The 25,347-nt window shown below is 57.9% G+C and carries 24 protein-coding genes, 2 tRNA genes and 1 pseudogene; 15 read left to right on the forward strand and 12 right to left on the reverse strand.

The window, feature by feature from the left end:
* Positions 1-32: 32 nt before the first annotated feature.
* From ACOCLD_RS11255 to ACOCLD_RS11270, 4 genes are all read right to left on the reverse strand, one after another.
* Positions 33-755, reverse strand: coding sequence for a hypothetical protein (locus ACOCLD_RS11255; protein WP_422909210.1), 723 nt, complete (start codon positions 753-755; stop codon positions 33-35).
* 261 nt (positions 756-1,016) lie between these two features.
* Positions 1,017-5,072 carry a transglycosylase SLT domain-containing protein gene (locus ACOCLD_RS11260; protein WP_422909211.1) on the reverse strand — a complete coding sequence of 1,352 codons (4,056 nt, stop codon included), beginning with the start codon at positions 5,070-5,072 and terminating at the stop codon, positions 1,017-1,019.
* Positions 5,073-5,129: 57 nt separating this feature from the next.
* Positions 5,130-5,870 (reverse strand): hypothetical protein, encoded by a 741-nt coding sequence (locus ACOCLD_RS11265; RefSeq protein ID WP_422909212.1) that lies wholly within the window; start codon positions 5,868-5,870, stop codon positions 5,130-5,132.
* Between the two features lie 31 nt (positions 5,871-5,901).
* The gene (locus tag ACOCLD_RS11270; protein WP_422909213.1) at positions 5,902-6,381 is read right to left on the reverse strand and encodes a hypothetical protein; all 480 of its coding nucleotides are present in this window, start codon (positions 6,379-6,381) and stop codon (positions 5,902-5,904) included.
* A 576-nt stretch (positions 6,382-6,957) separates the two neighbouring features.
* On the opposite strand from ACOCLD_RS11270, the gene ACOCLD_RS11275 reads away from it, so the two are divergent.
* The gene (locus tag ACOCLD_RS11275; RefSeq protein WP_397493179.1) at positions 6,958-7,227 is read left to right on the forward strand and encodes a hypothetical protein; all 270 of its coding nucleotides are present in this window, start codon (positions 6,958-6,960) and stop codon (positions 7,225-7,227) included.
* Positions 7,228-7,341: 114 nt separating this feature from the next.
* On the opposite strand, the gene ACOCLD_RS11280 is transcribed toward ACOCLD_RS11275, so the two are convergent.
* Complete coding sequence (locus tag ACOCLD_RS11280; RefSeq protein ID WP_422909214.1) at positions 7,342-7,629, reverse strand: hypothetical protein; 288 nt, start codon at positions 7,627-7,629, stop codon at positions 7,342-7,344.
* A complete protein-coding gene (locus tag ACOCLD_RS11285; RefSeq protein ID WP_422909215.1) occupies positions 7,626-9,107 on the reverse strand; it encodes a site-specific integrase in 1,482 nt (493 codons plus the stop codon). The genes ACOCLD_RS11280 and ACOCLD_RS11285 overlap by 4 nt, the downstream gene beginning before the upstream one ends.
* 46 nt (positions 9,108-9,153) lie before the next feature.
* Between ACOCLD_RS11285 and ACOCLD_RS11290 the strand changes: the two are divergent.
* From ACOCLD_RS11290 to ACOCLD_RS11300, 3 genes and pseudogenes are all read left to right on the forward strand, one after another.
* A pseudogene (locus ACOCLD_RS11290) lies at positions 9,154-9,441 on the forward strand (arylesterase); the annotation flags it as partial.
* A 57-nt stretch (positions 9,442-9,498) separates the two neighbouring features.
* Complete coding sequence (locus tag ACOCLD_RS11295; RefSeq protein WP_422909216.1) at positions 9,499-9,780, forward strand: hypothetical protein; 282 nt, start codon at positions 9,499-9,501, stop codon at positions 9,778-9,780.
* A 75-nt stretch (positions 9,781-9,855) separates the two neighbouring features.
* Entirely contained in the window at positions 9,856-10,812 is a 957-nt protein-coding gene (locus ACOCLD_RS11300) for a L,D-transpeptidase family protein (RefSeq protein WP_422909217.1), read from the forward strand.
* A 127-nt stretch (positions 10,813-10,939) separates the two neighbouring features.
* Here ACOCLD_RS11300 and oprI read toward each other — a convergent pair whose 3' ends face one another.
* Complete coding sequence (oprI, locus tag ACOCLD_RS11305) at positions 10,940-11,191, reverse strand: outer membrane lipoprotei OprI (protein ID WP_257779487.1); 252 nt, start codon at positions 11,189-11,191, stop codon at positions 10,940-10,942.
* Positions 11,192-11,700: 509 nt separating this feature from the next.
* On the opposite strand from oprI, the gene ACOCLD_RS11310 reads away from it, so the two are divergent.
* Positions 11,701-11,982: a GNAT family N-acetyltransferase gene (locus ACOCLD_RS11310; RefSeq protein WP_422909218.1), complete on the forward strand. Its 282-nt coding sequence runs from the start codon at positions 11,701-11,703 to the stop codon at positions 11,980-11,982.
* A 54-nt stretch (positions 11,983-12,036) separates the two neighbouring features.
* Here ACOCLD_RS11310 and sugE read toward each other — a convergent pair whose 3' ends face one another.
* Both sugE and rdgC read right to left on the reverse strand, forming a co-directional pair.
* Positions 12,037-12,351, reverse strand: coding sequence for a quaternary ammonium compound efflux SMR transporter SugE (sugE, locus tag ACOCLD_RS11315; RefSeq protein WP_422909219.1), 315 nt, complete (start codon positions 12,349-12,351; stop codon positions 12,037-12,039).
* Positions 12,352-12,507: 156 nt separating this feature from the next.
* Complete coding sequence (rdgC, locus tag ACOCLD_RS11320; protein WP_422909220.1) at positions 12,508-13,428, reverse strand: recombination-associated protein RdgC; 921 nt, start codon at positions 13,426-13,428, stop codon at positions 12,508-12,510.
* A 266-nt stretch (positions 13,429-13,694) separates the two neighbouring features.
* Here rdgC and ACOCLD_RS11325 point away from each other — a divergent pair.
* The 4 genes from ACOCLD_RS11325 to ACOCLD_RS11340 all read left to right on the forward strand — a co-directional run bounded on the left by ACOCLD_RS11325 (position 13,695) and on the right by ACOCLD_RS11340 (position 15,594).
* Positions 13,695-13,770, forward strand: a tRNA-Val gene (locus ACOCLD_RS11325).
* A gap of 21 nt (positions 13,771-13,791) precedes the next feature.
* Positions 13,792-13,868, forward strand: a tRNA-Asp gene (locus tag ACOCLD_RS11330).
* A gap of 188 nt (positions 13,869-14,056) precedes the next feature.
* Positions 14,057-14,764 carry an FKBP-type peptidyl-prolyl cis-trans isomerase gene (locus tag ACOCLD_RS11335; protein WP_257779181.1) on the forward strand — a complete coding sequence of 236 codons (708 nt, stop codon included), beginning with the start codon at positions 14,057-14,059 and terminating at the stop codon, positions 14,762-14,764.
* 371 nt (positions 14,765-15,135) lie between these two features.
* Complete coding sequence (locus ACOCLD_RS11340; RefSeq protein WP_422909221.1) at positions 15,136-15,594, forward strand: YkvA family protein; 459 nt, start codon at positions 15,136-15,138, stop codon at positions 15,592-15,594.
* Between the two features lie 15 nt (positions 15,595-15,609).
* Here the strand turns inward: ACOCLD_RS11340 and ACOCLD_RS11345 are convergent, their stop codons facing one another.
* Positions 15,610-16,332, reverse strand: a complete 723-nt coding sequence (locus ACOCLD_RS11345) for a substrate-binding periplasmic protein (protein ID WP_422909222.1) — start codon at positions 16,330-16,332, stop codon at positions 15,610-15,612.
* A 132-nt stretch (positions 16,333-16,464) separates the two neighbouring features.
* Here ACOCLD_RS11345 and ACOCLD_RS11350 point away from each other — a divergent pair, with 132 nt between their 5' ends.
* From ACOCLD_RS11350 to ACOCLD_RS11360, 3 genes are read left to right on the forward strand one after another with little or no spacing between them, the layout of a single operon-like run.
* Positions 16,465-16,785, forward strand: a complete 321-nt coding sequence (locus tag ACOCLD_RS11350) for a helix-turn-helix domain-containing protein (protein WP_422909223.1) — start codon at positions 16,465-16,467, stop codon at positions 16,783-16,785.
* Entirely contained in the window at positions 16,782-17,147 is a 366-nt protein-coding gene (locus ACOCLD_RS11355; protein WP_422909224.1) for a hypothetical protein, read from the forward strand. Before ACOCLD_RS11350 ends, ACOCLD_RS11355 begins: the two co-directional genes overlap by 4 nt.
* Positions 17,147-17,614 carry a sel1 repeat family protein gene (locus ACOCLD_RS11360; protein ID WP_422909225.1) on the forward strand — a complete coding sequence of 156 codons (468 nt, stop codon included), beginning with the start codon at positions 17,147-17,149 and terminating at the stop codon, positions 17,612-17,614. Before ACOCLD_RS11355 ends, ACOCLD_RS11360 begins: the two co-directional genes overlap by 1 nt.
* 15 nt (positions 17,615-17,629) lie before the next feature.
* Here ACOCLD_RS11360 and ACOCLD_RS11365 read toward each other — a convergent pair whose 3' ends face one another.
* Complete coding sequence (locus ACOCLD_RS11365; protein ID WP_392539609.1) at positions 17,630-19,390, reverse strand: bifunctional diguanylate cyclase/phosphodiesterase; 1,761 nt, start codon at positions 19,388-19,390, stop codon at positions 17,630-17,632.
* A 94-nt stretch (positions 19,391-19,484) separates the two neighbouring features.
* A complete protein-coding gene (locus tag ACOCLD_RS11370; protein WP_422909226.1) occupies positions 19,485-21,566 on the reverse strand; it encodes a carboxy terminal-processing peptidase in 2,082 nt (693 codons plus the stop codon).
* Positions 21,567-21,960: 394 nt separating this feature from the next.
* On the opposite strand from ACOCLD_RS11370, the gene ACOCLD_RS11375 reads away from it, so the two are divergent.
* The 3 genes from ACOCLD_RS11375 (at position 21,961) to ahpF (ending at position 25,323) form a co-directional block, all read left to right on the forward strand.
* On the forward strand, positions 21,961-22,926 hold the full coding sequence (locus ACOCLD_RS11375) for an NAD(P)H-quinone oxidoreductase (RefSeq protein ID WP_422909227.1): 966 nt from the start codon (positions 21,961-21,963) through the stop codon (positions 22,924-22,926).
* Positions 22,927-23,042: 116 nt separating this feature from the next.
* Complete coding sequence (gene ahpC, locus ACOCLD_RS11380) at positions 23,043-23,606, forward strand: alkyl hydroperoxide reductase subunit C (protein WP_257779172.1); 564 nt, start codon at positions 23,043-23,045, stop codon at positions 23,604-23,606.
* A 163-nt stretch (positions 23,607-23,769) separates the two neighbouring features.
* Positions 23,770-25,323 carry an alkyl hydroperoxide reductase subunit F gene (ahpF, locus tag ACOCLD_RS11385; RefSeq protein ID WP_422909228.1) on the forward strand — a complete coding sequence of 518 codons (1,554 nt, stop codon included), beginning with the start codon at positions 23,770-23,772 and terminating at the stop codon, positions 25,321-25,323.
* The last annotated feature ends 24 nt before the right edge of the window (positions 25,324-25,347 follow it).

Genomic DNA, 25,347 nt, shown 5'->3' on the forward strand with positions numbered 1-25,347 from the left:
AGTTTACTTATAGGTAATTAGTTACCCCGCTACTACTTAGATTGCAAAAGCTTCCGCGCGCGGATGGCTTCATTGATTTCCCTTGCTTTCCCTTGGAGCCACAGAAGCCCCTTGGGAGTCACCCTGAAGCTGTCTCGGTTACCGAAGGTGGTTTCGCAGCGCTTAAAGAAGCCTCTCTGAAAACCCTCCGCTCTTGGAATTGGTTGGCCTGAAGACTCCATTGAGCCTGCAACTTTCTTGGTGAATTTGCCTTGTGCGAGCAGGTAGTCCTTGGATAGTCGAGGATAATGGACCCCGGCGGCGCAGCATGCTTCCGACCATGAGAGGCCAATCGTTTCCGCCTTGCGCATGAAGGCATCCGCTTTGGGCATGTTGTCGGCCAGGAGCTGGTCCCTCTCGACTAATGCCAGGGAGGCCATACGGGCGGACAAGATGGCGTCATTGCGCATTGTCACGAATGCGTCCACGACCATGACGAAGAAGTCCAGGGAGCACGCCATCGCGTAGGCAATGGTTGCGCGTTCAGTTGCCCATGTTCCGCCCTGGTCACCATGGACGACATGCAAATCTGCACATCGCTCAAAGTAGTCACGCTCACGTCCACGCCATTGAGCTGGTGCCTTGGTCAATTCGGGAAGACCTTTGTTGATCTCGGTGAGAGACCACAGGCCCTCAGTGTTCGGCTTGAAGGCGTGGCCCTCAATAACAATAGGAAGCTGTTCAGCCGGTTTAGCGTCCATGCTGTCGATATTCATAGTGTCGTTTTTCCTTTCGATTGATCCCCGAGTTCGCTCCCAACGGCCAGCACACAGACCCACGACAATGGGACTGGCAGTCGGCACGAGGAGCAATCGGAAAGACTGTGTTGATGGAGTACCCAGCGATGGGTGAGGGGAGTGGTCAATGAAGATGATCAGCCCACGAAGGAACCGACCATCTCACTGAGCCACCAAGAGAAAGCAGGAAGAGGAACTTTAAGAAGTATCCTAAGGGACCCCCCCTATAAGTGAGGGTTTTTAACGAGCCCGGTCTACGCCCTGGTCTTCAGCCAAACGTTGCATCAGGCTTTGACTCAGCGGGTCATTTGGTACGAATTGGCGAAGGGCATTCCACAGCCCCGTCATGTGGCCCTGCTTGTCGGCTCGGGGTTGATCTCCCATAAGGTTGATCGCTGAGTAGCCAGCTTGGACCCCATGTGCTGCCACGTTAGCTGCTGGGATTTGCTCTGCTACGCCGCCAACGAAACCGCTAACGAGGTCGGACTGGAGCGGGTTGTACTTGATCGCTCGGCCTGCCTGCTGCTCTCGCTTTTCTCGCGGGAGAATAGAGGTCCGCAACATGGCCGCCTGATCGAACCCCAGAGGTGCGCTGATGAAGTTCGCCACGCCCAGCGGAGCACCCACATGGGAACTCCTTGAGATCGCCGCATAGGCCATCATGCTTGGGCTCAGGGCCTTCTCCAGATACTTCTCACGGGCTCGTTCAGGCAGTCCCAGGGCTTTCGTATGGGCACTTGCGGCATAGAACGCTGTGGCCAAACCCACCGAGACAAGCACTTGCATGGTCTGATCGAGAACTTGCCCATTGCGGGTTGACTCCATCCAGCCACGGGCCATGCGGCCATTGAGACTCCTCAGGACAAACATCTTGAACTGAAGGGCCATCGCCCAGCCGGCCCCGTATTGCTTGGAGGGCGCAAAGGACATCTTGTGGGGGCGCAGCATGGATTCATCAGCCACACGATCCCCGAGCCGGTAGAGGTCCATAGAGCGGACATCCGAGGCCAGCCCTTCGGGGTTCTGAATGCGCCACTTGCCTGACTTGCGGTCCTGCTTGAAGTGGGCCTTGATCAGGTTCTGAATCCCCTTGAATTGCTCAGGGGACACCGAGGCAGAGCGCAGACGCTCAGGGCTGAACAGGTCAGTCACCTTGCCGTTCAACGTGTGGTCGATGAGGTCCACGAGGGCACCCTGGCGGCCAGCATCCATTAGGTAGTTGCCGGATTCCCTGAGCAACCAAGTGAACGGTGAGCGTGCCGAGAGTTCCTGGGTGGCGTACTTAACGCTCCCTGCGACCTGAGCGCCTATCTCGCTGCTGTTCTGGCGAAGGTTATCCACGATGTCCTGGCGCTCTGGCCGAATGAGATCGTCCAGTTCCTTACCGAACAGCAAGCCGTGCATCTGCTTGATGTCCTCGGGTGCCAGCTTGGCCTTAGCCGTGGTCCACTGCTTGAGCAACGGGACACCCTTCAGGAGCATCCGCTGGTGGCCCTTAACGATCAACGAAGCGGCCTCAGTGATGTTCTGAGCGCCCATGTAGGCGTTCTTCGTCATAAAGCCGACATCGTTCAGGGACCGGGCGAAGGTCGCCCAGACACCATCAGGGTCTCTACGAGCACGCCCGGTGAACATCTTGATCGCATCGAGTAGAGCGTCAGTCTCCAGGGTGTCCTTACCTGGGCCTGCCTTTTGGCGCATCCCGTTGACGAGGTTCTTCAGCTCCTGCGTGGACTTCCCGGTGCCTCCCATAATGGCGATGTCACCGTTCACCCTGCGGTCGTACTGCGGGACCACCCGGAGGAGGTTGAAGTCCCTCAGGTCGTTCACAGAGAACATCCCACCGTCCGGCGCTTGGACCTGCATATCGGAGTCGAACAGGTTCCGCGCTTCGAGGTAGTCGTTATTCTCCAGGCCAGCGCCGTCCTTCAGGTGCTCCTCTACAAGCGAGTTGGCCGTGAAGCGGTCGGAGTTGCTGATGCCGTAAGCCTTGTCGTTGGCGTATTTCTCAACGGCTTCCCGAAGTTGCTCCGGGGTCATCGGCTTGGCTTTTGGGTTCCCCTTGTTGGCCTTATCGAAGCCTTCCTGAATCATCTTGTCCACCCGCTGGCGAACATGAGGGCGGGACATATAGGAAGCCATCCACGAGTGGGCAATAGCCTGCTGCAAGCCTTCCTCACCACCGAACCGCTGGATTGCCTGGGACTTCGCTGCTGTGCTGTACCGTTGAGGGAAATACGTGGAGAAGTGCCGAGTGTCCTCCAGTATGGCCTTAGCCCGGAGGTCTCCGAACTGCGCAGGGTTGCTGATGTAGTCCCACTTTTGGTTCATGTGGGTGCGCAGCTCTTCCAGTAGCTTCATCTCTGGAGGCGACAGCTTGGCTGGTTGCTGGGACTCCAGGGCTTCCACTACGCGCCGACTGATCAGCTCGTGCTTAGCACCCTTGGACATCCGCTGGCCACGCCAGAAGGGGTCCTTCAGGGCCTCATCGAAGCTCTCGGCCAGCTTGTTGTGAACCACGTTATCCTGGCTACGCAGGCGCTCCGAGATGTCCGATGCGGTCGCTCCGAACTTCCCATTGGAGCCATCCTGATAGCCTGTTGAGGACCTGAAGAGGTCCGCTGCCAGAGAGCGCCTTTCAGGGTTCTCCGATGAGCCGAGGCGTAGGCCGATCTCTGTGATGTCTCCGAGGTGAACGCCCCATGCTGCACGGTCATCCTCCTTATGCAGCTCAGTGAACTCCTCGATGGTCTTCGGGTTGATCGGACTCCCACCGCTGTGGATTGAACCGTCCAGGGTGCGAGTTGCGTCCGGGTCCCAGGGGACATCCAGATAATCCCCGGAGGCGCTTCGCTTGACCTCTTCACCTTCACGGAAGGGCATTGCTGCGGGGTCTTCATCCAGGCCCTTCAGGCGCGCTTGTTCGCGGCTTTGTAGGCGTTGGGTTGTGCCATTTAGAAGGGACTGGAGGTCGTGCGGGGCCATGAAGTCAATCGGAGCAAACTCAGCGGCATCCACGGGAGCCAAGTCGTCATCCGGTAGGTCCCACGATGCTCGGCTATTAGGACGAGCCCCGAGGAGCCCATTGAGCGTACCGCCGAAGGCAGCGCCCCCAGCGATAGCCATCCCCAGGTGCTCCTCACGGCCAGACACCTTGGCGGCGCTTTGTTCAGAGAGACCACCGATGGCACCACCGGCAACCGCGCCACCCAACAGGCGAGCCCCCAGGTTCCCCGCTGCACCGTTAGCGGGATTCACAAGGGAATAGGGATCACCCAGTGCAGCACCGAGGCCGCCCACGAGGGCAGCACCCATGCGATCACCCTGGGTACTTTCTGCCATCTTCTGGTTCTCCATAGCGAGAGCCAGGTTCTGATCGAAGTTGCGGCGATAGCCACGGAGGACCACATCGTAATACTGAGGGTCCAGGCCCGAGGAACGCAGCTTGTCGTAGTCCTCATCCTGCCAATCGCTCAGGCGGCCCAGGTCGAACGGATCGTTGAACAGGTCCTGAACCACCGTGTAGGTCTGCACGAAGTCAGCTTCGGGTGGGGCCTCGTTCACTGCACGAATCATCATGCCGAGCACTGAGGTCTTGAGTTCCACGGAGGCGTTGTTGCCAGCCCCCTCGAAGAACCCTTGGTCTTCATCGCTGGTCTTCCCGGTTGTTTCGTAAAGCTCCTGGGCAAACGGTGTCGCCTTAGGTGCGATGTCCTTACCGGCCAAGTCGAAGGAGGCGAAGGTGTCGGGGACATTCCCTGGGACAGCCTTAGGCGTTGCTTCAATACCAGCGGGAGCCTCAAACCCGCCGTCTGGCTTTACGAAGGCATCCAGCTCAGCCTTCTTGCCGGTGTTGGTGACATCCATAAGAGCCTGGAGGTAGCCCAGGCCCTCCTCGGAGACCCCGGAGAAATCCCCACGGTCATACGCTTCGAGCTGCTTGCGGCCCACTCGGCCCCCGCCTTGGTTGTACAGAAGGAGGGCCTTGAGTTCGTCACCCCCAGCAATCTTGATGTTGTCGCGCATGTGCCGAGCGGCTGCGTCGATGGACTTCACAGGGTTGTAGAAGTCCTCATCCCGTTCCAGGCCGTAGGCAAGCCCAGTGGCCTTAGTGAACTGCCCGATGCCACGAGGACCCGTTGGGCTCTTCGCGTTGGGGTTGAACGAGGATTCCTTAAAGAGCTGCTTGTGTAGGAGGTCGTAGGAGACCCCGTGGTTTGCCGCTGCGGTCTGAATCAGTGAGTCGTAAGGACCTCCCTCGGCTTTGACCTTGGCGTAGTCGTTGAGCTGTTGCATGGTTTTCCTCCTGAGGACGTTGTGTGTCTTTCAGTGAGGGGTTTTGCAGCGCCCTGATTAGCTACGGCGTTTCTCGTCGTGGGCGAGGCGTAAGCGATATAGGCGCTCATCCAACTGCGCTCCTACCAGCGCACTTACGTCCCCCCGCAATGATCGCCTCCAGGCGTAGGAAAGGTCGTCAAACTCAGACTGAGCACGATCCAATAGCGACGGGGATGAACTTTCAGGAGTAGCTATGATTGGGAAGCCCTTACGAAGCGCTAAAAGCTCTCCGGTCGTACTGGTCAGTTTTCTATCCAACATCTCTACCCCGTGTTGAAGGCGGCGTTCCCTTGTCAGGGACGCAGTAAGCCGTCTTTCAAGGCTCCGAACAGTGGCGCGTAATCGCGTCAACTCGTCGGGGTGGGTGTCGATGGGCTCGAGGGCCTCAGGTGTCTCTTTTATTTCCTGAAGAACATCGTCGATCAGCCATCTTTTGAAAAAATCCTCAAGAGGGGAGTCGTAGCGAAGAAGCATTCGGTAGGCGGCACCAGTCGATGCCAGCCATGTGTCACCAGCCATGTGCTCAACTCCCCAAGAGCCAAGCTGCTCCGGGTTTTCAACTGCATGCAGCACTTCTCGCAGCTGGAAAAATCCGAATCCGCCTGTGGCCTCTGTGGTTAGCGCGATGGCTGCCATGGGGCTGTCTATGTGGCATACCTCTGCGACTTGATTGACGATGAAGACCAAATCGAAGTCCTCATGGCCAATCAGGATCACCAGCGGTTTGCCTCCGAAAGTTCTTGTTATGACTTTCACTGCGTCTGCTCTTGGGTTGTCGTAGAACGGCTTAGCGCGCCTTGGCCTCGGGGAAGTTTGCGATAAGCACCTCCGCGACTTGCCAGCCGAAAGAGGTCGCTAAGCCCGTCTCCTCCAAGTGTCGTTTGAACTGCTCGGGAAAGATGGATGCCTCCCATGCCTGATGCAGTACTCGATAGGTTCTCTCGAGCAGGCGGGGCTCTCCAGATGCCTGATAGCGAAGCTCGTTTATTGAGAAAATTGCCTCGTTGTCAGTAACCCCCGGTTGGCCGTGGGTGCGCTCCAAATTCTCGGCAAGGTCTACCAGGTTCTGCCCTGAGCGATAAGAAATGGTGTCTTCCAGTTCCTCGCGCAGTGCTGCCATAGGTCCCTTGATGTTTTGTGCCGAAGCCGCAAGTTCTTCGCGTTCAGTTGAAGCGCGGATAAAGTCGAGTACTTGGCGCAGCTCGCTTAACAAGCCCAGTGCATGGTTCACAGCGTTGATGTGGTTCATGTGGATAGGTGCGGTCATGGTTTCTCCTAAGTGGAAGTGGTGGGGATGTGGCGAGTAAGCCCAGGCGTGGCCTTTTAGTGAGGGGTTCTGGTGTATCAGTGCGGACAGGCACGGGCCCACACCGAGGTAGCTCGGGACGTGATAAAGCGCCTGGATTATTTCAGCTCGCCTGAGACGAACACGTAGCAGGAGAAGTCGACGGGAAATACGAGAGCGAGTGACCCATTCCAGCCTGAAGTAGACTTCTGAATGAGTACGAGATGATCGTCACGAATGGACTGCGGGTGACCAACGATACAGCGGGCATGGCAAAGCTCCTATGGTATGAATCCTTAGGCTCGGGCGCTTTACATTACGTTGCATTACGTTGGGTGTTGCGTGAGGGGTGCTGCTTACATTAGGCCGAGAGCGTGTTGCGGGGCGGCATCCTATTGACTTCGCCAGCCGGCGTCAACATCGAACTGCCGCGCCTCGATATACCGCTTGCGGTGTCGGTCGTTATCTTCCCGTGCACCTTTCGATGCAGTAGGTTGCAGAGTAATTGGGAACATTGCGTGCAATCGCGGCCTGCATAACACAAGGATGAGGACAAGGATGCTTTCCACCCCCGACACGGTAACGGCGCTAATACTTCTGGCAGTCTTCGCCTGCATTCTCAAAGAGAGCTGGTGGGATAAACGCCCCTCGATTGTCCGCAAGCGTAAGGATGTACAGCTCGGCAGGGCATTGCGCCGGCTCGCTGACGAAACTGCGAAGATTCAAGCTGCTCGACAGGCAGGGCACATCTCGCAGGATCATTATGAAGAGCTGATGGGCCGTCTTCGGGAAAATGAAAAAGATGCTCGCATCTGGAACCACTATTGAGCACCGTAAAGCCTTGAGTAGGGTAAGCCTTAGGGGCGGCTCTATGTGAAGGCCCGCCCCTTTGGTATGCGCTCTTAGCGGTTTACTCGAACTGTTGTCGAGACACTTGAGATGTCATGCGACTACAAATTGGGCTGCTGGAGTCGCCAAGATGCTGAGGGCCTTTGCGTATTTCCCGGCCATATTTAAGTGCTCGGCCCGCTTGGATGGGTAGTGTTTAGCTTTTTTTAGGCAAGCCTGCCGTGCTGCTTCGATGCTGTTCAGCAGCGCTTGATCTTCTTGGTCCCTCAGTTCCCGCTCATAGGCGTCAAGTAGTGCTCTTGCTTGTGCCAGTTCCTCGCGGGTCGGTAGGCCCTTGAAATTCACAAGAGGATGGACCGCGCTGCTCTTTCGGGAATTCATTGTGCTGCCCCCATAAGAGCCTGCTGAATCGCTTCGTATGCCTTCTGAATCGGAATGCCTGACCCATAGGTGCCATAGGTGATCGTCCCCGAGGAGTGCCCGGTGACCGCCTGTGCGAAAGCTACCGGAACCCCAGCGGCTTGCATGGATGACGCGAAGTGGTGCCTCAGGGAATGAAGTGTCTGGTCACCGCCAGCGACAGTCCCAAGGGCCTTCTGGATGCGCAGGTTAAGCACCTTGCTGGCTTTCCAAGGGGCAATGCCATGAGCAGAGGGCAGGGCGTCAGCCTCGACAGCCTGAAGGAATGCTCCAAGGTCGAACCCAAGGGCACCATCTACAAGCGGAACCATACGGGCGCTGTGTTTGTTCTTGATCGACTTGCCGGGATCGTTTTCGTTGATGTCGATACACCAGAGCCCATCGACCTGTTTGATGTCGGCCTTGGTCAGGTAGGCAATCTCTCCGACACGAGCCCCTGTGATGACCGCCAAGGACAGCGCCCAGCGTTCCCAGGAGTCAGTCGGCAGCGTCCCGGTGTACTCCATCAGGGTAATCGCTTGGGTCCGTGTGAACGCTTCCCGCTTGCTCTCGGCGTCCTTGGTGATCTTCAGCTTCGATGCATAAGCCTTAGCCAGCTTGTCGTTATCGACTGCCCAGGTCAGCACTGTGGTCAGCTTCTGAATCAAGTTGTTTACGGTGGACTCTGCACGACCCTCAAGGAGCTTTGCCCGAAGAGCCGTTAGGTCTTCCCGTGTGTGCTTCCTCAGGTCAGGCACGCCGATGGCCACGAAGGCTTCACTGATGACCTTGAAGTTGGTCAGCATGGATTTCCGGGTGTTGTCCTTGAGGTTTATGCCACGCTCGGCCATGTAGAGGTCAGACAGCGAGTCCCAACTAAGCGGTTCCTTGTGGGGGCCTACAGATAGGGACGGGGAAGAAAGGGTATGGCTATCACTGACGCCTCTTTCATTGAGCTGGTCAATGATTCCAACAAGTTCATCCGGCTGACCACTTAGGCGAGCTTGTGCGGCCTTGAGTATCTGCTGGCCGACACCTACTGCACGCTGCTGGTCCACATTCAGGGGGGCCTTAGCGCTTCCTTGAGCAAGTGCGGACCTTATCTCGTCATAGATCATGCGGTAGGCCACCAGCGAGTCATCACCGTGTGCCATCGATAGGCATTCCTCAGCGATCACGATGAGCTGCGCCTTTAGCTCGTCCCAGGTCGCTTGAGGTCGATCAAGGTGAAAGACGGCGAGAGCCCGGAGGATGTCCTTCGAGAGTTCCATTGCAGTGGTCCGGTCTGTAGTACGAAGAGATAGGGTGAAGGTGACGAACGGTCGGCCTTTGGGGCGGAAGCGGAGGTAATAGCGCCCATTGCGTCTGTAGTGCCAAGGCTTAGCCAGTTGGGTGGCCAGTTTGGGCGGGGCGTTTTCTAACAGATTTCTAACGCTTTTGGCATGCTGCTGAGTGGTCATCGTCTGGAACCCTTGAGTTTATTGGGTTCCTGCCCTTCAAGAGTGATTGCAACAAAACCTTGCGGCCATGGTGCAGGCATCGCAGCAGAAGGGTGCCAAGGTGCTGCTCCTTGGCATGCAGCTACCGCCTAATTATGGCGTGCGCTATACCACGGCGTTCGCTGAGGTGTTCCCCAAAGTTGCGCAGGCGCATGATGCCGCCCTGGTGCCTTTCGTGCTGGAGGGCGTTGGTGGCGTGCCTTCGCTGATGCAAAACGACGGCATTCACCCCACGGCTGAGGCACAACCCAAGCTGCTGGAAAACGTCTGGCCGATCCTGAAACCTTTGCTCTGACAGGCTTTTCTGTGTCGTGCCTTTCGGCTAATGTGGCGGCCCTCATTGGAGCCCTGAATGCCGCGTCCTGCCTGGTCCTTACACGCCTATCAACTGATCGAGCCCGACGAGCAGCTTGACCTGTTCGCCTGCCGCGAAGTGCGCGTGCATCTGTTGGCGCGTCAGCTTGAGTTAGGTGAGTTTGCCGACCGCACATTGTGTGGTGGCTTGCTCCCTGCACAGCCGGTGTGGCGTGATCTGGACAAGACCATGCTGCGTGACAAGCGCTTGTGTCCGGCGTGCCGGGCCACATTGGAGGCGCAGAAACGCGGCGATCGCCCAGCATTGCCGGGGCGTTGAGCTTTCCAAGGCGCTGATCAATCGGTGTACAATCGCCTCTTACTTTTACCAACCATTTTCGTCAGGAATTACCGGATGTTGTCGCGTGCCCTTGCCGTCACCCGCTGCCTGCCACTTGCTGCTGTTTTCGCGGTAGCGTCTGCCAATGCCCTTGAGCTGCCATTGCCACCGCCGGGTGACGATGTGGTTGGCGAGATTCGGGTAGTCAAGGCCAAGTATGAAGACACCTTCGCCGACTTGGGTGTGGCCAATGATCTGGGTTATCTGGAAATGGTGGTGGCCAATCCGGGTGTTGATCCGTGGTTGCCGGGCGAAGGCACCGAGATCATCCTGCCGACGCGTTACATCCTGCCGCCGGGCCCGCGTGAAGGTATCGTGATCAACCTCGCCGAGTATCGCCTGTACTACTACCCGAAAGGTCGTAATGTGGTTTACACCTACCCTCTGGGTATTGGTCGTGAGGGCTGGAGCTCGCCGGTTGCCAATGCGCGTATCACCGCCAAAACGCCGAATCCGGGTTGGACTCCGCCAAAGTCGATTCGTGAAGAGCATGCTGCCGATGGCGATCCGTTGCCAGCTTACGTGCCGCCAGGCCCTAATAATCCGCTGGGGCCATACAAGCTGGGCTTGTCGGTGCCGGGTTACCTGATTCACGGTTCGAACAAGAAATTTGGTATCGGTATGCGCGTTAGCCATGGCTGCTTCCGCATGCTTAACCACAACGTCTTGAAGCTGGCGTCGATGGTGTCGGTGGGCACGTCGGTGCGCATCATCAACGAGCCTTACAAGTTTGGTCGCAGCGCCGGCAAGGTCTATCTGGAAGCGCATGCGCCGCTGGATGATTCTGGTGCAGGTGCTTCGGTTGTCGATAAGCACACGGCTGTGATTAATGCGCTGCTGAAAAACGATGCGTTTGCCGATTTGCGTCTGGATTGGGAGATGCTGCGAGAGGTCGTGGCGGCCGAGGATGGCCTGCCAGTTGAGATTGCCCAGCCTGATCAGGCCGTGGTCGCCAGCCATCCTGCAATTTAAGTACGTACTGCACTCAACAAAACCCGCTATGCGTTATCGCTGGCGGGTTTTTTATTGCCCGCCGAATCGCAGGCAATAAAAAAGCCGACCCAGAAACTGGGTCGGCTTGTCATAGCCTTGTGAGCTATTACTTGCGGCTGGCTTTTTCCAGCATACGCAGAGCGCGCTCGTTGGCTTCGTCAGCAGTTTGCTGAGCCTTCTGAGCAGCAGCCAGAGCGTCATCAGCCTTGCGGTAGGCTTCGTCGGCACGGGCTTGAGCGCGAGCAGCTGCATCTTCAGTTGCAGTCAGACGAGCTTCAGTTTCTTTGGACATGCTGCTGCAACCGGTAGCCAGAACTGCGGCCAATGCCAGAGCAGAGAATTTCAGAACGTTGTTCATCGTGTTCCCCTTGAGGTGGAGTTTTTCCATAAAAGCAATTTCCTGATGGTAGGAAATTAGCCGGCGTACATACTACCTGTAACTTGTAGTAAGTAAACGGAGGCAAGGCAAGGCGCAAAGGTTTTTTTCTGTTTACTGCGAAATTGCCCTGTTATTGGGCATTTTTTGGTTAAAAAACAATCAGTTCTATGGCGTCTGCATAGTTCTATGTGCAATCTTTTCGCTGGCGGGGCTGCGGCATTGGTTGTTGAACGCTTAAAGCTAGCAGGCGTCTGTATGTGCAAATGTCTGGGTAAGGTCAATTGCGGTTTTTGCGTTGGCTGATCAGCGGATGGCCAACGTGTGCGGGGTTGCACTTATGCCGTCTAAGTCATTGATTCACGTGACCTAAGCGGTTTTGGCCTGATAAGCTCTTGATTATTGCCTACAACTTAATAGATGCAGAATGTGTTGAGCCTGGTTGCGGTATGGGTCAATAGCGGGTTGCGCGAGTTAACAGAGGAGTTGCGATGAGCGAGGCGTTGTCCATTCACCATGACCTTACAGGTCATCAATTCGAAACCACAGTGGATGGTGATCGGGCGTACCTGGCATACATGGATTTGGGCAAGCAGACCCTGGATATCTATCGCACTTTTGTTCCTAACTCGTTGCGTGGACGCGGTATCGCTGCGGCCCTGACCGAGCATGCGCTGCAATATGCCGAGCGCCTGGGCTACACGGTGATTCCGTCGTGCTCCTATGTTGAGCGTTATATGGTGCGTCGCCAGCGGCAGATGGATAAGAGCTGACAGCCACCAAACTAAAAAGCCGGTCGATTGACCGGCTTTTTAGTTTGGTGGCTGTCAGTGGCTGAGTTTCAGACCGAGCAAGCCGCAAACAATCAGTGTCACACTGGCAAGGCGCATAAACGTTACGGCCTCACCAAACAGGATGATGCCGGCGATAACCGTGCCGACTGCGCCGACTCCGGTCCAGATGGCATAGGCGGTGCCCAGTGGCAATTCCTTCATGGCCAGGCCGAGGAGGCCCAGGCTGATGAGCATGGCGGTCACGGTGAGCAGGGTGGGGAGCGGGCGGGTAAAACCGTCGGTGTACTTCAGGCCTACGGCCCAGCCGACTTCGAACAGGCCAGCCAGCAGCAGAATGATCCAGGACATAAAAACCTCCATCAACAGTACAGATGGGCCGTCCCGAAATGGTCACTCGTGGAGTGGTGAGGTCGTCCTCACGCTGTGCAGTATTTTGCACATTGGCTGGTTTGTGGCAAGCGCAGAGGATCAATGGTCACATCCTCTGCGCTTACACGCAGGTGCTTAGATGCCTTGCGGAATCTCTTCGCCGCCCAGGGCTTCGAACAGTGCCGGGAGGAAGTCCACCAGGGTCAGCATCATCAGGGTGAAGCTGGCGTCCTGCTGGCCGAGGTCGTCGTCACCACCGTCCTGTTCGGCCTGATCCTGCAGCAGGTCTTCGAAACGCAGGCGCTTGACCACCAGTTTGTCGTCAAGCACGAAGGACAGCTTGTCCTGCCAGGCCAGGGACAGTTGCGTGACCTGCTTGCCAGCGCTCATGTGCAGCTGGATCTCGTCGCTGGTCAGGTCCTGACGCTTGCAGCGCACCACACCGCCGTCTTCATGGGTGTCGCGCAGTTCGCATTCGTCCAGTACGTGGAAGTCCGGAGCCGCCTGCTGCACCTTGACCCAGTCGGTGAGGGTGGCGCTGGGCGCGATCTTCACGGTCAGTGGGCGTACCGGCAACGAGCCGATGGCTTCACGCAGAGTCGACAGCAGGTCTTCGGCACGCTTAGCGCTGGCCGAATCGACCAGGATCAGGCCTTGTTTTGGCGCAATAGCAGCGAAGGTAGCGGACTTGCGGATAAAGGCCCTTGGCAGGAAGGTCTGCACGATGTCGTCCTTGAGCTGGTCGCGCTCCTTCTTGTAGACCTTGCGCATTTGCTCGGCTTCGATCTCGTCGACCTTGTCCTTCAGTGCATCGCGTACCACGCTGCCGGGCAGGATGCGTTCTTCCTTGCGGGCGGCAATCAGCAGGAAATCACCGCTGGCGTGCACCAGGGGCGCATCAGGACCTTTGCCGAAAGGCGCAATAAAGCCATAGGTGCTGAGTTCCTGGCTGGCGCACGAGCGGGCCGGTTTGGCTAATAGCGCCGTTTCGAGGGCCTCGGCATCGAATGGGATGTCCTGGGTGAGGCGATAAACCAGCAGGTTACGAAACCACATAAGGGGGTGAATCTCCATTAACAGACCTGCCGGCAGCAGCAGGTATCACAAGTCGTCAGCACCTTGCGCAGATGCTGTTTCAGGTTGGCCGCTGCGCTATGACCGCTCGGCGAACCTATGTGTTGCATTCGGGGCGCATTATTCCCTCGAGTAATGCTCAAGGCCAAGTCTGCGCTAAGCCTTTGCTGCATCAATAAAAAATTTTCAAAACAGGGCTTGCCAAGGTGCAGTTGGCTCTCTAGAATGCGCCCCACTTCGAGAGTGAAGGGTGATTAGCTCAGCCGGGAGAGCATCTGCCTTACAAGCAGAGGGTCGGCGGTTCGATCCCGTCATCACCCACCAACTCGCTTATCGAGGTTACGCGCAGCGGTAGTTCAGTCGGTTAGAATACCGGCCTGTCACGCCGGGGGTCGCGGGTTCGAGTCCCGTCCGCTGCGCCATTTTTATCCTCGCTTCATCCCCTCTGTGACAATCTTCTTTTATCCCAAAAATATCTCTATAAATTCAGCTAAACATCTGAACTTATACGCATTTTCTGTTTCCTATCACGGTAGCCAGTGATCGCGGCGGCCTGCTAAGCTCGCGCTCTCACACCATTGCCCTAGGGCGCACCGAACAAGGAACAAGCATGAAACAGCATCGTTTAGCAGCGGCGGTCGCCCTGGTTGGTCTGGTTCTCGCAGGCTGTGATTCGCAAACCAGCGAAATCACCCTGGAAACCCCAGCACAGAAAGCGTCCTACGGCATCGGCCTGAACATGGGCAAAAGCCTGGCTCAGGAAGGCATGGATGACCTGGATTCCAACGCTGTTGCACAAGGCATCGAAGACGCCATTGGCAAGAAAGAACAGCGCCTGAAAGACGAAGAGCTGATCGAAGCCTTTGCTTTCCTGCAAAAGCGTGCCGAAGAGCGCATGGTGGCGCTGAATGCCGAGTCGGCCAAAGCCGGCAAGAAATTCCTTGAAGACAATGCCAAGCGTGATGGCGTGGTGACCACTGAGTCCGGTCTGCAGTACGAAGTGGTGAAAAAGACTGACGGCGCCCAGCCGAAAGCCACCGACGTGGTGACCGTGCACTATGAAGGCAAGCTGACCGATGGCAGCGTGTTCGATAGCTCGGTTGAGCGTGGCAGCCCGATCGACCTGCCGGTTAACGGTGTGATCCCAGGCTGGGTTGAAGGTCTGCAGCTGATGCACGTTGGCGAGAAGTACAAACTGTATATTCCAAGCGAGCTGGCTTATGGCGAGCAGAGCCCGACTCCGGCTATTCCGGCTAACTCGGTACTGGTGTTTGATTTGGAGCTGATCGCGATCAAAGACGCCGCCGCTCAAGAGTAATTCCAGGCTGTTTCAGATAACGCCCCGTCTCGACGGGGCGTTGTTGTTTCTGGGCTATAGATTCTGCACTTTTTGCTTGACTGGCTGGTCTTAAAGAGCGTGCGGGGCAACGCTGGTGTTACGGTTATGCACATTTAGCGGATGGTTTGTGGTGATGCCCGGTAACTCTTGCAAAGAAACCCTTTGCCATTTTTAAGTTATTGATTTATATGGGTATTTGTTGTGTGAGCAAAAAATGCCCGATCTGTTGCGAGGCCGCGTGGGCTGGGCGTTTGCCAGGCTTATCGAGAATCTGTTCACAAGGTTATCCACAGCTTTAGTGGATAACCATGGCAAGCCCAGTACGCATGCGGGATTGCCGGGAGAGGGCGATGAAAACAGTGAAAAATTTCGCGCGTTACCAGCGTTTGGCGAAGCGTTTCCTCAAGGCTGGACGGTTACCGGCGCTGTTATTTTCAGCTGCTCGTAAGCGTGAAAAGCTGGGTAAGGGCTTCGCTGACCTGGCTGCTCAGCTCAAGTTGTTGCAGGCGCTTTGCCTTGCTTGGTGGCGTGGGGAATACCGAGCCATTGATACCCAGGCGTTACTGGCGGTGATGGCGGCCCTGCTGTACTTCGTTACACCGATCGATGGAATACCGGACTGGCTGTTCGGCCTTGGCCTGGTTGATGACCTGGCCGTATTGGCTTGGGTGATGCGTACCTGGCGCAACGAGCTGGCCGCTTTTGAGCTGTGGCGTGCCGCTCAAGCCCCCGAAGTGCTGGACGTGCTGGAGCGCTTGCCGGAAAGCGAGCAACTTCTGATCGAGGAGCAGGTGCGTGCTTCGCAATAAGCGCGGCACATCCGTTCAGGTGGCATTGAGTAACTGTTCCAGGGTGCCTTGATCGCGCAGCTCCAGCAGAACTTTGTCCAACTGCTCGGCACTGACTGGCAGCTTGGGGCTGTAAGTGCAATGCATGCCGTAGCGCTCGATGACCCAGGGGTTGAGCTGTAACGGAGCACCGCGCTGTTTGCGCAGGGCTAGGTTCAGCGGTCGGCGCATGTCGATGATGGCGTCCAGGCGTTGCTTGCTCAGCAGGTTGAGCCCGGCACTGTGATCGCGCAGGTCCTGGCGAATGATCTGTTGTTTGGCGAATGCCTCCATCAGCGCGTCGCTGTACACGTAGCCCAGTTGGGTGCCAATGGTCTTGCCATACAGCTGGTTCAAGTTGTTGATGGGGGGCTGTTGATTGTGCAGCAACAACACATCTTCTTCGATATAGAGCGCTTCAGACCAGTGATAGCGCTCCGGCCTGTCCATCCACTGGGGGTTGCTGTTGCAGATCACATGGATGCGGCCGCGCTGCATGAATTCATCAATGCGCTTGTTCGGGGTTTCCACAAATTCTGCGCTGTAACCCAGTTTCTGGCTGGCCAGTTGACCAAGCTGATAGATGACGCCGCCACGCAGTTGCTGATCTTTGACTTCGACATAGGGCAAGCCGTCAGCGCTGGCGAAGCCCCAGCGTAATTCCTCGGCATGGGTCGTCAGGCTGCAAGCAGCAACTAGTATTGTTATCAGTGCGCGCAAAGCCGGCCCCCAGATGCAGCTCGAAAACCTGGGGGCAGTATAGATCACGCTCTTTGCCGTGCCGGCTGTTAAGATGGCCGCCTGTTCTGGAGTTGCGAGAGTGATGGAAGTGCTCTGCATGGAGATTTACAGATGAATGTGCAAGTGATCGAGCGTGATGGCGAGCCGGAGTATGCGGTGCTGCCCTGGGCGCAATATCAAGCCCTGTTACAGGCGGCCGGACAGGCTCCCGACACAGCGGTTGCCAGTGCGCAGAGCGATACCCCTGCACTCAGCCAGCTGACGCGTCTGCGTGAGGCCAAGGGCCTGAGCGCGGAGCAGCTGGCACGCCAGGTCGGGATCAGCCCGCACTACATGGCCATGATCGAAAGTGGCGAACGCCTGCCGGATGCAGCGATTCAGCGTGCACTGGCCTGGCACCTCGGGGTGGCTGGCTGGGAGTCACAGCCTTGAGCGTGCGTATCAGCCGGCAGCACTGGCAGGCGCTATTGGATGAGCTTGAAGATGCACAACGACAGCGCCACCTGTTGACCTATCGTGCGCTGATTGAGCGTCTGGCCTTGCCCAGCCCGGCGATGCAGACCCTGGCTGCTGCACTTGAGCATCTGGCCGCACTGGATGCCCGTGCCGAACGTCCCCTGCGCAGCGCGCTGGTGATCAGCCAGGGCGCCAGTCGCCTTCCTCGCACGGGCTTCTTCGAGTGCGTCAATCGCCTGGGGCGCTTCAGCGGTGCTTCTGATGGCATTGCTGCGGCTTCCTGGCATGCGGCTGAGGTGGCCCGGGTGTTCGAATTCAGCTACCCGGAAGAGGCCTGATGCTGATCAGCCTGCGGGCTCGCCTGGGCTATGTGTTGGCCCGTCGACTCTTCCACTGGTCATGGCTGGTCAAACAGCCCAGGGCCTGGCGCTGGATGGAAGGGCAGTTTGCGCGTATGGCCAACCTGGGGCATCGCCCGGCACAAAGCTTCTATGGGCATATCCTGCTGTTTCGCGGACAGGGGCTGGCTGCGCGTGGCGAAGGTCGGCGTCTACTGGCGTTGGCTGCCAAGGCCGGAGATGCCAAGGCTGCCTACCAACTTGGCGTATTGAGCCTGGTTGGCGATACCCAGCATGCAGCAGATGCACAGCAAGCCATCGACTGGTGGACCCAGGCGGCCAACGCCGGACACCCTGCAGCGGCGTACCGCCTGGCTGAACTGTACCGCGCTGGCGCACTGGGCATCCCGGTTGATCTGGCCCTGGCTGAGCACTTTGCGGCGCTGTCCGCTGCCGCTCACGACTAATTTTGCGGGGCCGCTTCAGGCAGCCGTATCGCTGGCAGTGTCGATGATGTGCAGGCTGTAACCGGGCACCGCCTTGGCATGCCGCTTGGCCTCCGAGGCCATGGCGGCAAGTTGACTGGCATCCAGCTGTGCACACTGCTCGGGGTGCACATGCACCACCCCCAGTGACAGCGAGAGCAGGGCGTATTCCTGGCGCTTGCCGCTGCGGTCATGGGCGACAAAACAGCCGGCGTGCAGGTCTTCTTCTCTGTAGAACCTTCGGCACTGACTCTGGAAGTCTTCCAGCAGGCGATTGAGTCGCGCGCGCCAGTCCGGCGAGCCGAGGGCCAGGAGAAAGTCATCGCCACCGATATGCCCGACAAAATCCCGCGTGGGATCAATTCGATCATTCAGGCATTGCGCCAGGCTCAAGAGCACTTCGTCGCCCTTGGCATAGCCGTAGATGTCATTGAACGGCTTGAAATTGTCGATATCCACATAGCACACCACGGCTTCACGGCCCTGCTGCAAAAGCCGGGTCAGGCACTGCTGAATCGGTACGTTACCTGGTAACAAGGTCAGCGGGTTGGCATAGCGGGCCTGTTGGATTTTCAGTTCGGTGATCAGTTTGAGCACGTCGATCACCCGGCCCAGGCCAATGTAGCGACCGCCCTCAATGATGATGAAATCTTCTTCGATGCGCTGACGGGCGCGGCTGGTGAGTAAGCGGCTGACCTGTTGCAGCGACTGGCTGACTTCCACCGCCAGGTAGTCATCACTCATCAGGCGGCTGATCGGCTTGCGGGCGAACAGTTCGTTGGCAAAGGGCTTGAGCAAGGCTTCGGCCAGGGAGTGGCGATGCACGATGCCGACTGGTTGCTGGGCTTCATCGAGAACGGCCAGTGAGTTCAGGTTGGCCTGGGTGCGAAACATCTCCAGCACTTCAGTGGTGGGCGTGTCGGTAGCCACTGCTCGTTGCGGGTTGAGCAGGCTGCGCAGGTCGCTGGTGTCTTCAGTCAGTGGACTGCTGGTTGTGGGGTTTGGCAGCAGGTTAAGGGCATCACGCGGTGGCACCTCTTGCGGCCGGCAGAGCAGGTAGCCTTGCAGCAGATCGACGCCCATTTCGGCCAGTACGGCGAGCTCTTCGGGCAGTTCGATGCCTTCAGCGATGACCTGCGCACGCGAGGCCTTGGCCATTTTCAGGATGGAGCCGACGAATTCGCGTTTGACTGCATCCTGGTGGATGCCATCGATAAAGTGACGGTCGATCTTCACGTAGTCCGGGCGCAACTCTGACCACAGGCGCAGGCTGGAATAGCCGGCGCCAAGGTCGTCCAGCGCGATGGAAAAGCCCATGGCGCGGTAGTGGTGCAGAGCCGTATCGAGCAGGGCGAAGTCGTCGGTAGGCGATTGCTCAGTGAGCTCAATCACGACTTGGCTGGGCGGAATGCCCAGTGACTGCAAGAGTTGTAGCGTGCGCCCTGGCTGGTGTTTGGGTTGCATCAGCGAGTCTGGCGAGACGTTGAGAAACAGCTTGCCTTCCAGTTGCAGCTGGTTGAAGCGCTGACAGGCGTTCTTGCGGCACAGCAGCTCCAGTTCGCTCAGGCGGCCGGCGCTACGGGCCACGGCAAACAGGTTGATCGGCGAGTGCAGAGCGCTATTGGACGGGCCGCGGCTAAGGGCTTCATAGCCGAGAATGCGCCGCTCGGAGAGCGAGAAGATCGGCTGAAACAGGCTATGCAGATCGCTCTTGGCGAGGATGTTGTCCAGCGCGCTGAACTGCTCGGTGGCAATCATGTTGGATCTCGATAGGCATAAAAAACGGGGACTGGTTGATGACCAGTCCCCGCATTTCACGACAGTTTGATGACCCTTTGATGACGCTCGCTGTTTACTGCTTGGCCAGACGTGTATTCAGGCCCAGGTAGTCGAGCAGAATGCGTCCGCTTTCGGCGAGGTAGGCATCGTCTTCCGGTTTGGTTTTTTCGTCTTCCACCGGCAATGCATCTTCGTCTTCTTCCTTGATCTTGTTCAGCAGGGCTTCACCCTTGGCCTGACGGCGGCTGTTCTCGATGGCCAGTTGCTGGGCTTCGATATCGGCCTGCTGGGCGCGACGTTTGCTTTCATTGAGGCTGACGGTGTTTTCTTCCATCAGCTTCTGCGCCAGTTGCAGGCGTTCGCGGGCGAAGGTGAAGTCCGGGTTTTGCGCGGTGCGGCTTTCAAAGCGGCTCTGCAGTTCTGCCAGGAACGGTTTGATCGGGTCCAGCTCCGGTTTGATTGCTGGTTTGATGCTGTCCCATGGCAGGGCCTCGGGCAGGGCGCTTTCGCCGATTTCCTTGGTGTCCATGACGTCTGGGTACTGAATATCCGGAATCACGCCCTGATGCTGGGTGCTCTGCCCGGAGACGCGGTAAAACTTGGCCAGAGTCAGCTTCAGCTCACCATGGTTGAGCGGCTGGATGGTTTGCACGGTGCCTTTGCCGAAGGTCTGACCGCCGAGGATCAGCGCGCGGTGGTAGTCCTGCATGGCGCCGGCAAAAATCTCCGAAGCCGAGGCAGACAGGCGATTGACCAGCACGGCCAGCGGGCCTTTGTAGTAGATGCCGGTGTTCTCGTCGGCCAGTACATCGACACGGCCATCGCTGTTGCGCACCAGTACGGTCGGGCCCTGGTCGATAAACAGGCCGGTCAGTTCGGTGGCTTCCTGCAGCGAGCCGCCGCCGTTGTTACGCAGGTCGATGACCACACCATCGACTTTTTCCTTCTCCAGCTCGGTGAGCAGGCGTTTGACGTCGCGGGTGGTGCTTTTGTAGTTCGGATCGCCGGCACGGAAGGCTTTGAAATCCAGGTAGAAGGCCGGAATCTCGATAACGCCGAGCTTGTAGTCGCGATTGTCGTGCTTGAGGTTGAGGATGGATTTCTTCGCCGCCTGTTCTTCCAGCTTGACCGCTTCACGGGTGATGGACACCACCTTGCTGGTCTGATCATTCGGCGCGTTGCTGGCGGGGATCACTTCCAGGCGTACTTGCGAGCCTTTCGGGCCACGGATCAGCTTGACCACTTCATCCAGGCGCCAGCCGATCACGTCGACCATTTCCTTGCTGCCCTGTGCCACACCGATGATCTTGTCGGCAGGGGCGATCTGCTTGCTCTTTTCCGCCGGGCCTGCCGGCACCAGGCGCACAACCTTGACGTGTTCGTTGTCGCTTTGCAGCACGGCACCAATACCTTCGAGAGACAGGCTCATATTGATGTCGAAGTTTTCCGCGTTGTCCGGCGACAGGTAGGTGGTGTGTGGGTCGTAGGACATGGCAAAGGCGTTGATATAGGCCTGGAACACGTCTTCGCCGCGGGTCTGCTTGAGGCGCGCGAGCTGGTTGTTGTAGCGCTTGGTGAGCAGCTCCTGAATCGCCTTGGGCTCTTTGCCGGCGATTTTCAGGCGCAGTACCTCGTCTTTAACGCGCTTGCGCCACAGGTCATCGAGTTCGGCAAGGTCCTTGACCCAGGGGGCGTTCTCACGGTCGATCAGCAATGTCTCATCACTGTCGAGGTCAATCTTGTCGACGCCTTGTTCGAGCATGTTAAGGGTGAACTGCAAACGGCTCTGCAGGCGTTCGAGGTGGCGTTTGTAGATGGCAAAGCCCGGTTGCAGGTCGCCATTTTTCAACAGGTCGTCAAAACGCGTGCGCCATTGATCGAACTCGGCAATATCGGAGGCGATGAAGTAGCTGCGCGAAGGGTCGAGCATCTTCAGGTAGCCCTGATAGATCTTTTCCGAGCGTTCGTCATTCAGAGGTGGTTTGTTGTAGTGGTGGCGTTTCAACAATTCCACGACGTTGAGGCTGGCGATGACTTGCTCGCGGTCAGGCTGCAGGTATTCCCAGGACGCGTCACTGGTGGTTTTTGCCGCGAGCGGTAGGGCGCTAAGGGCAAACGAAAAGGCGAGGGTGACGCTGAGTAGGGATCGCTTCATGCTGATTCGACGTGTGGGCAGTTGATAACGCATATTAGGGTCTGTTCCCGTTTCGTTCGCGGCCGCGCCGGAGCCTGTTTTAGCGCGAGGCAAGGCACGAGACACGAAGTTTGGTTGTTCCAAATGAGTGTCGAGAAACGCAGTATCGCGCTAAAACAAGCCCGTCCCTACGGGTTGCGAGAAAAATTTCGCCATGCGGTGTTGGAGGACTTGGCAAGGGAACACCATTACCTGCGTCCTCCGCCTAGCCTGGCGAAATTTTTCGCAGCAACGCGGCTCGCGACGAAACGGGAACAGACCCTAGGCCATCTTTAAGGGCGCCAGGTTCCATCGGCGCAATGCAAAAGCCCGGCGGTCAGCGCCGGGCTCGGTTCAAATGCACTATGGAGGCAGCGTGAAGGCATTGCAAGGCGTTGAAGGCCGTGTGGAGTGGGCGCAATACCCCGCGCCGGCCTGTGATGTAGGGGAAATTCGCATCCGTGTGGCCGCTGCCGGACTGAATCGGGCCGATCTGTTACAGCGAGCCGGGCTTTATCCGCCGCCGCCAGGCGCCACTGAAGTGCTTGGGCTGGAGTGCGCCGGTATTGTCAGTGAGGTTGGGGCGGGCTGCGACTGGAAAGTGGGTGATCGTGTCTGCGCATTGCTGAGCGGTGGAGGTATGGCCGAGGAGGTGGTGGTCGATGCCCGGCACGCCTTGCCAGTGCCAGAAGGCATGACGCTGGTTGAAGCCGCCGCCTTGCCCGAGGTGTACGCCACGGCTTGGCTCAATCTGTTCCAACTGGCGGCGCTGAAGCCCGGACAGAGAGTGTTGCTGCATGCCGGTGCCAGTGGTGTGGGGTCGGCCGCCATTCAATTGTGCAAAGCCTTTGGCAGCCCGTGCTGGGTCAGCGTTGGTTCTGCTAAACGGTTGGCCTACTGCGAAAGCCTGGGCGCTCAGGGTGGCGTGCTGCGTGGTGAGGAACAGCTGCAGGCGCTGCGTGACTTTGCGCCGTTCGATGTGATTCTCGATCCTGTGGGCGGCAACTACGCCGCGCTTAACCTGGATCTGCTGGCTGTGGATGGTCGCTGGGTGAACATCGGTTTGCTAGGCGGACGCAAGGCCGAGTTGGACCTGGCGTTGCTGCTGGGTAAGCGCGTGCAGCTGATCGGCTCGACCCTGCGCAACCGTGATGCGCTGTTCAAAGCGCAGCTGCTACAGGACTTACAGCAATATGTCTGGCCGCTGTTTGCCGAAGGGCGCCTAAAGCCGCAACTTGAGCGCAGTTTTGCCGTCAAAGAGGCCGAGTTGGCTTTTGCCGAACTGGCGGGCAATGGCGTCAACGGCAAGCTGGTGTTGGTCATTGATTCGACCCTGGCATAAGCCTATGGGTCGATTGGCTTACTCAATCAGAATCATGGCGGCAATCAATAAGCTTTTTTCGAATAAGGGGCTAGAATGCGCCCTGTAAATTTCCTAACCCTCAGAAGGAACCAGAGATGTCCCTCATCAACACCCAAGTTCAACCTTTTTCGGCTAACGCGTTTCACAACGGTGAATTCATCCAGGTCACCGAGCAGAGCCTGAAAGGCAAGTGGTCCGTGCTGATCTTCATGCCGGCTGCCTTTACCTTCAACTGCCCGACTGAAATCGAAGACGCTGCCAACAACTACGCCGAGTTCCAGAAGGCTGGTGCCGAGGTCTACATCGTGACCACCGACACCCACTTCTCGCACAAGGTCTGGCACGAAACTTCGCCGGCTGTTGGCAAGGCTCAGTTCCCGCTGATCGGCGACCCGACTCACCAGCTGACTAACGCCTTCGGCGTGCACATCGCTGAAGAAGGTCTGGCACTGCGTGGCACCTTCGTGATCAACCCGGAAGGCGTGATCAAGACCCTGGAAATCCATTCCAACGAAATCGCTCGCGACGTCTCTGAGACTCTGCGCAAGCTGAAAGCCGCTCAGTACACCGCTGCCAACCCAGGCCAAGTGTGCCCGGCCAAGTGGAAAGAAGGCGAGAAGACCCTGGCTCCTTCGCTGGACCTGGTCGGCAAGATCTAAATCGCTGTTCAGCACTGCCTCGCGTTGCCGGGCAGTGCTGAGCTGGTTGATCTCTGTTCTGCGCTTTAGGGCTGCTACCCAGCCTCTTGAGTGCCCGATGCCCGGGCGCGATCCGTCCGGGCATTTTATTGCCCAAAATTTTTGTCATTGAGGACTATTCGCCATGTTGGACGCCAACCTGCAAACCCAGTTGAAGGCCTATCTGGAAAAGGTCACCCTGCCGTTCGAGATCGTCGCGTCCCTCGATGACAGCGCGAAATCCCAGGAGCTGCTGAGCCTGCTCCAGGACATCGTCGGCCTGACCGACAAGATCACCCTCAAGACCGATGGCAACGACGCTCGTCGTCCGTCGTTCTCGCTCAACCGCCCAGGTGCGGACATCGGCGTGACTTTCGCCGGTATCCCCATGGGCCACGAGTTCACCTCGCTGGTACTGGCGCTGCTGCAAGTGGGCGGCCACCCGTCCAAGCTGGACGCGGAAACCATCGAGCAGATCAAGGGCATCGAAGGCAGGTTCGAGTTCGAGACCTACTTCTCGCTGAGCTGCCAGAACTGCCCGGACGTGGTCCAGGCGCTGAACCTGATGGCCGTGCTCAACCCCAATATCCGCAACGTCTCCATCGACGGCGCGCTGTTCCAGGAAGAAGTCGAGCGCCGCCAGGTCATGGCTGTGCCGAGCATCTACCTGAACGGCGAGGTGTTCGCCTCGGGTCGCATGGAGGTGAAGGAAATTCTCGCCAAGATCGACACCCAGGCCGGTAGCCGCGATGCCGAGAAGATGAGCGCCAAGGAAGCCTTCGATGTACTGGTCATCGGTGGTGGCCCAGCTGGCGCAGCAGCTGCCATTTACGCCGCGCGCAAAGGCATTCGCACGGCTATCGCCGCTGAGCGTTTCGGTGGCCAGGTGCTGGATACCATGTCTATCGAGAACTTTATTTCCGTGAAGGAAACCGAAGGGCCAAAACTGGTGCGCGCCCTGGAAGAACACGTCAAGGAATATGAAGTCGACGTAATGAACCTGCAGCGTGCCTCGGCTCTGGTTCCGGCCAGCAGCGAAGGCGGCCTGCACGAAGTGAAGTTCGACAACGGCGCTTCGCTCAAGGCCAAGACCGTGATCCTCTCTACCGGCGCACGCTGGCGCGAGATGGGCGTGCCCGGCGAGCAGGAATACAAGGCCAAGGGCGTGTGCTTCTGCCCGCACTGCGACGGCCCGCTGTTCAAGGGCAAGCGCGTGGCGGTGATCGGTGGCGGTAACTCCGGTGTCGAAGCGGCCATCGACCTGGCCGGCTTGGTGGCTCACGTTACTCTGCTGGAGTTTGCTGATACCTTGCGTGCCGACGCCGTGCTGCAGAAGAAGCTCTACAGCCTGCCGAATGTGACCGTGATCAAGAGCGCACAGACCACCGAGGTCAAGGGCGACGGTCAGAAGGTCAACGGCCTGGTGTACAAAGATCGCACCACCGAGGAGCTGCACACCGTCGAGCTGGAAGGCATCTTCGTGCAGATCGGTCTGCTGCCCAACAGCGATTGGCTCAAAGGCACTGTGGAACTGAGCCGTTTCGGTGAAATCATCGTCGATGCCAAGGGTGCGACTAATATCCCAGGCGTGTTCGCGGCAGGTGACGTGACCACCGTGCCGTACAAGCAGATTGTGATTGCTGTAGGCGAGGGCGCCAAAGCTTCCCTGAGCGCTTTCGATCATCTGATCCGCAGCTAATTGTTGAGGCCGGTTGACGGCCTC

Source organism: Pseudomonas cimarronensis, assembly GCF_049331905.1.
Classification (GTDB): Bacteria; Pseudomonadota; Gammaproteobacteria; order Pseudomonadales; family Pseudomonadaceae; genus Aquipseudomonas.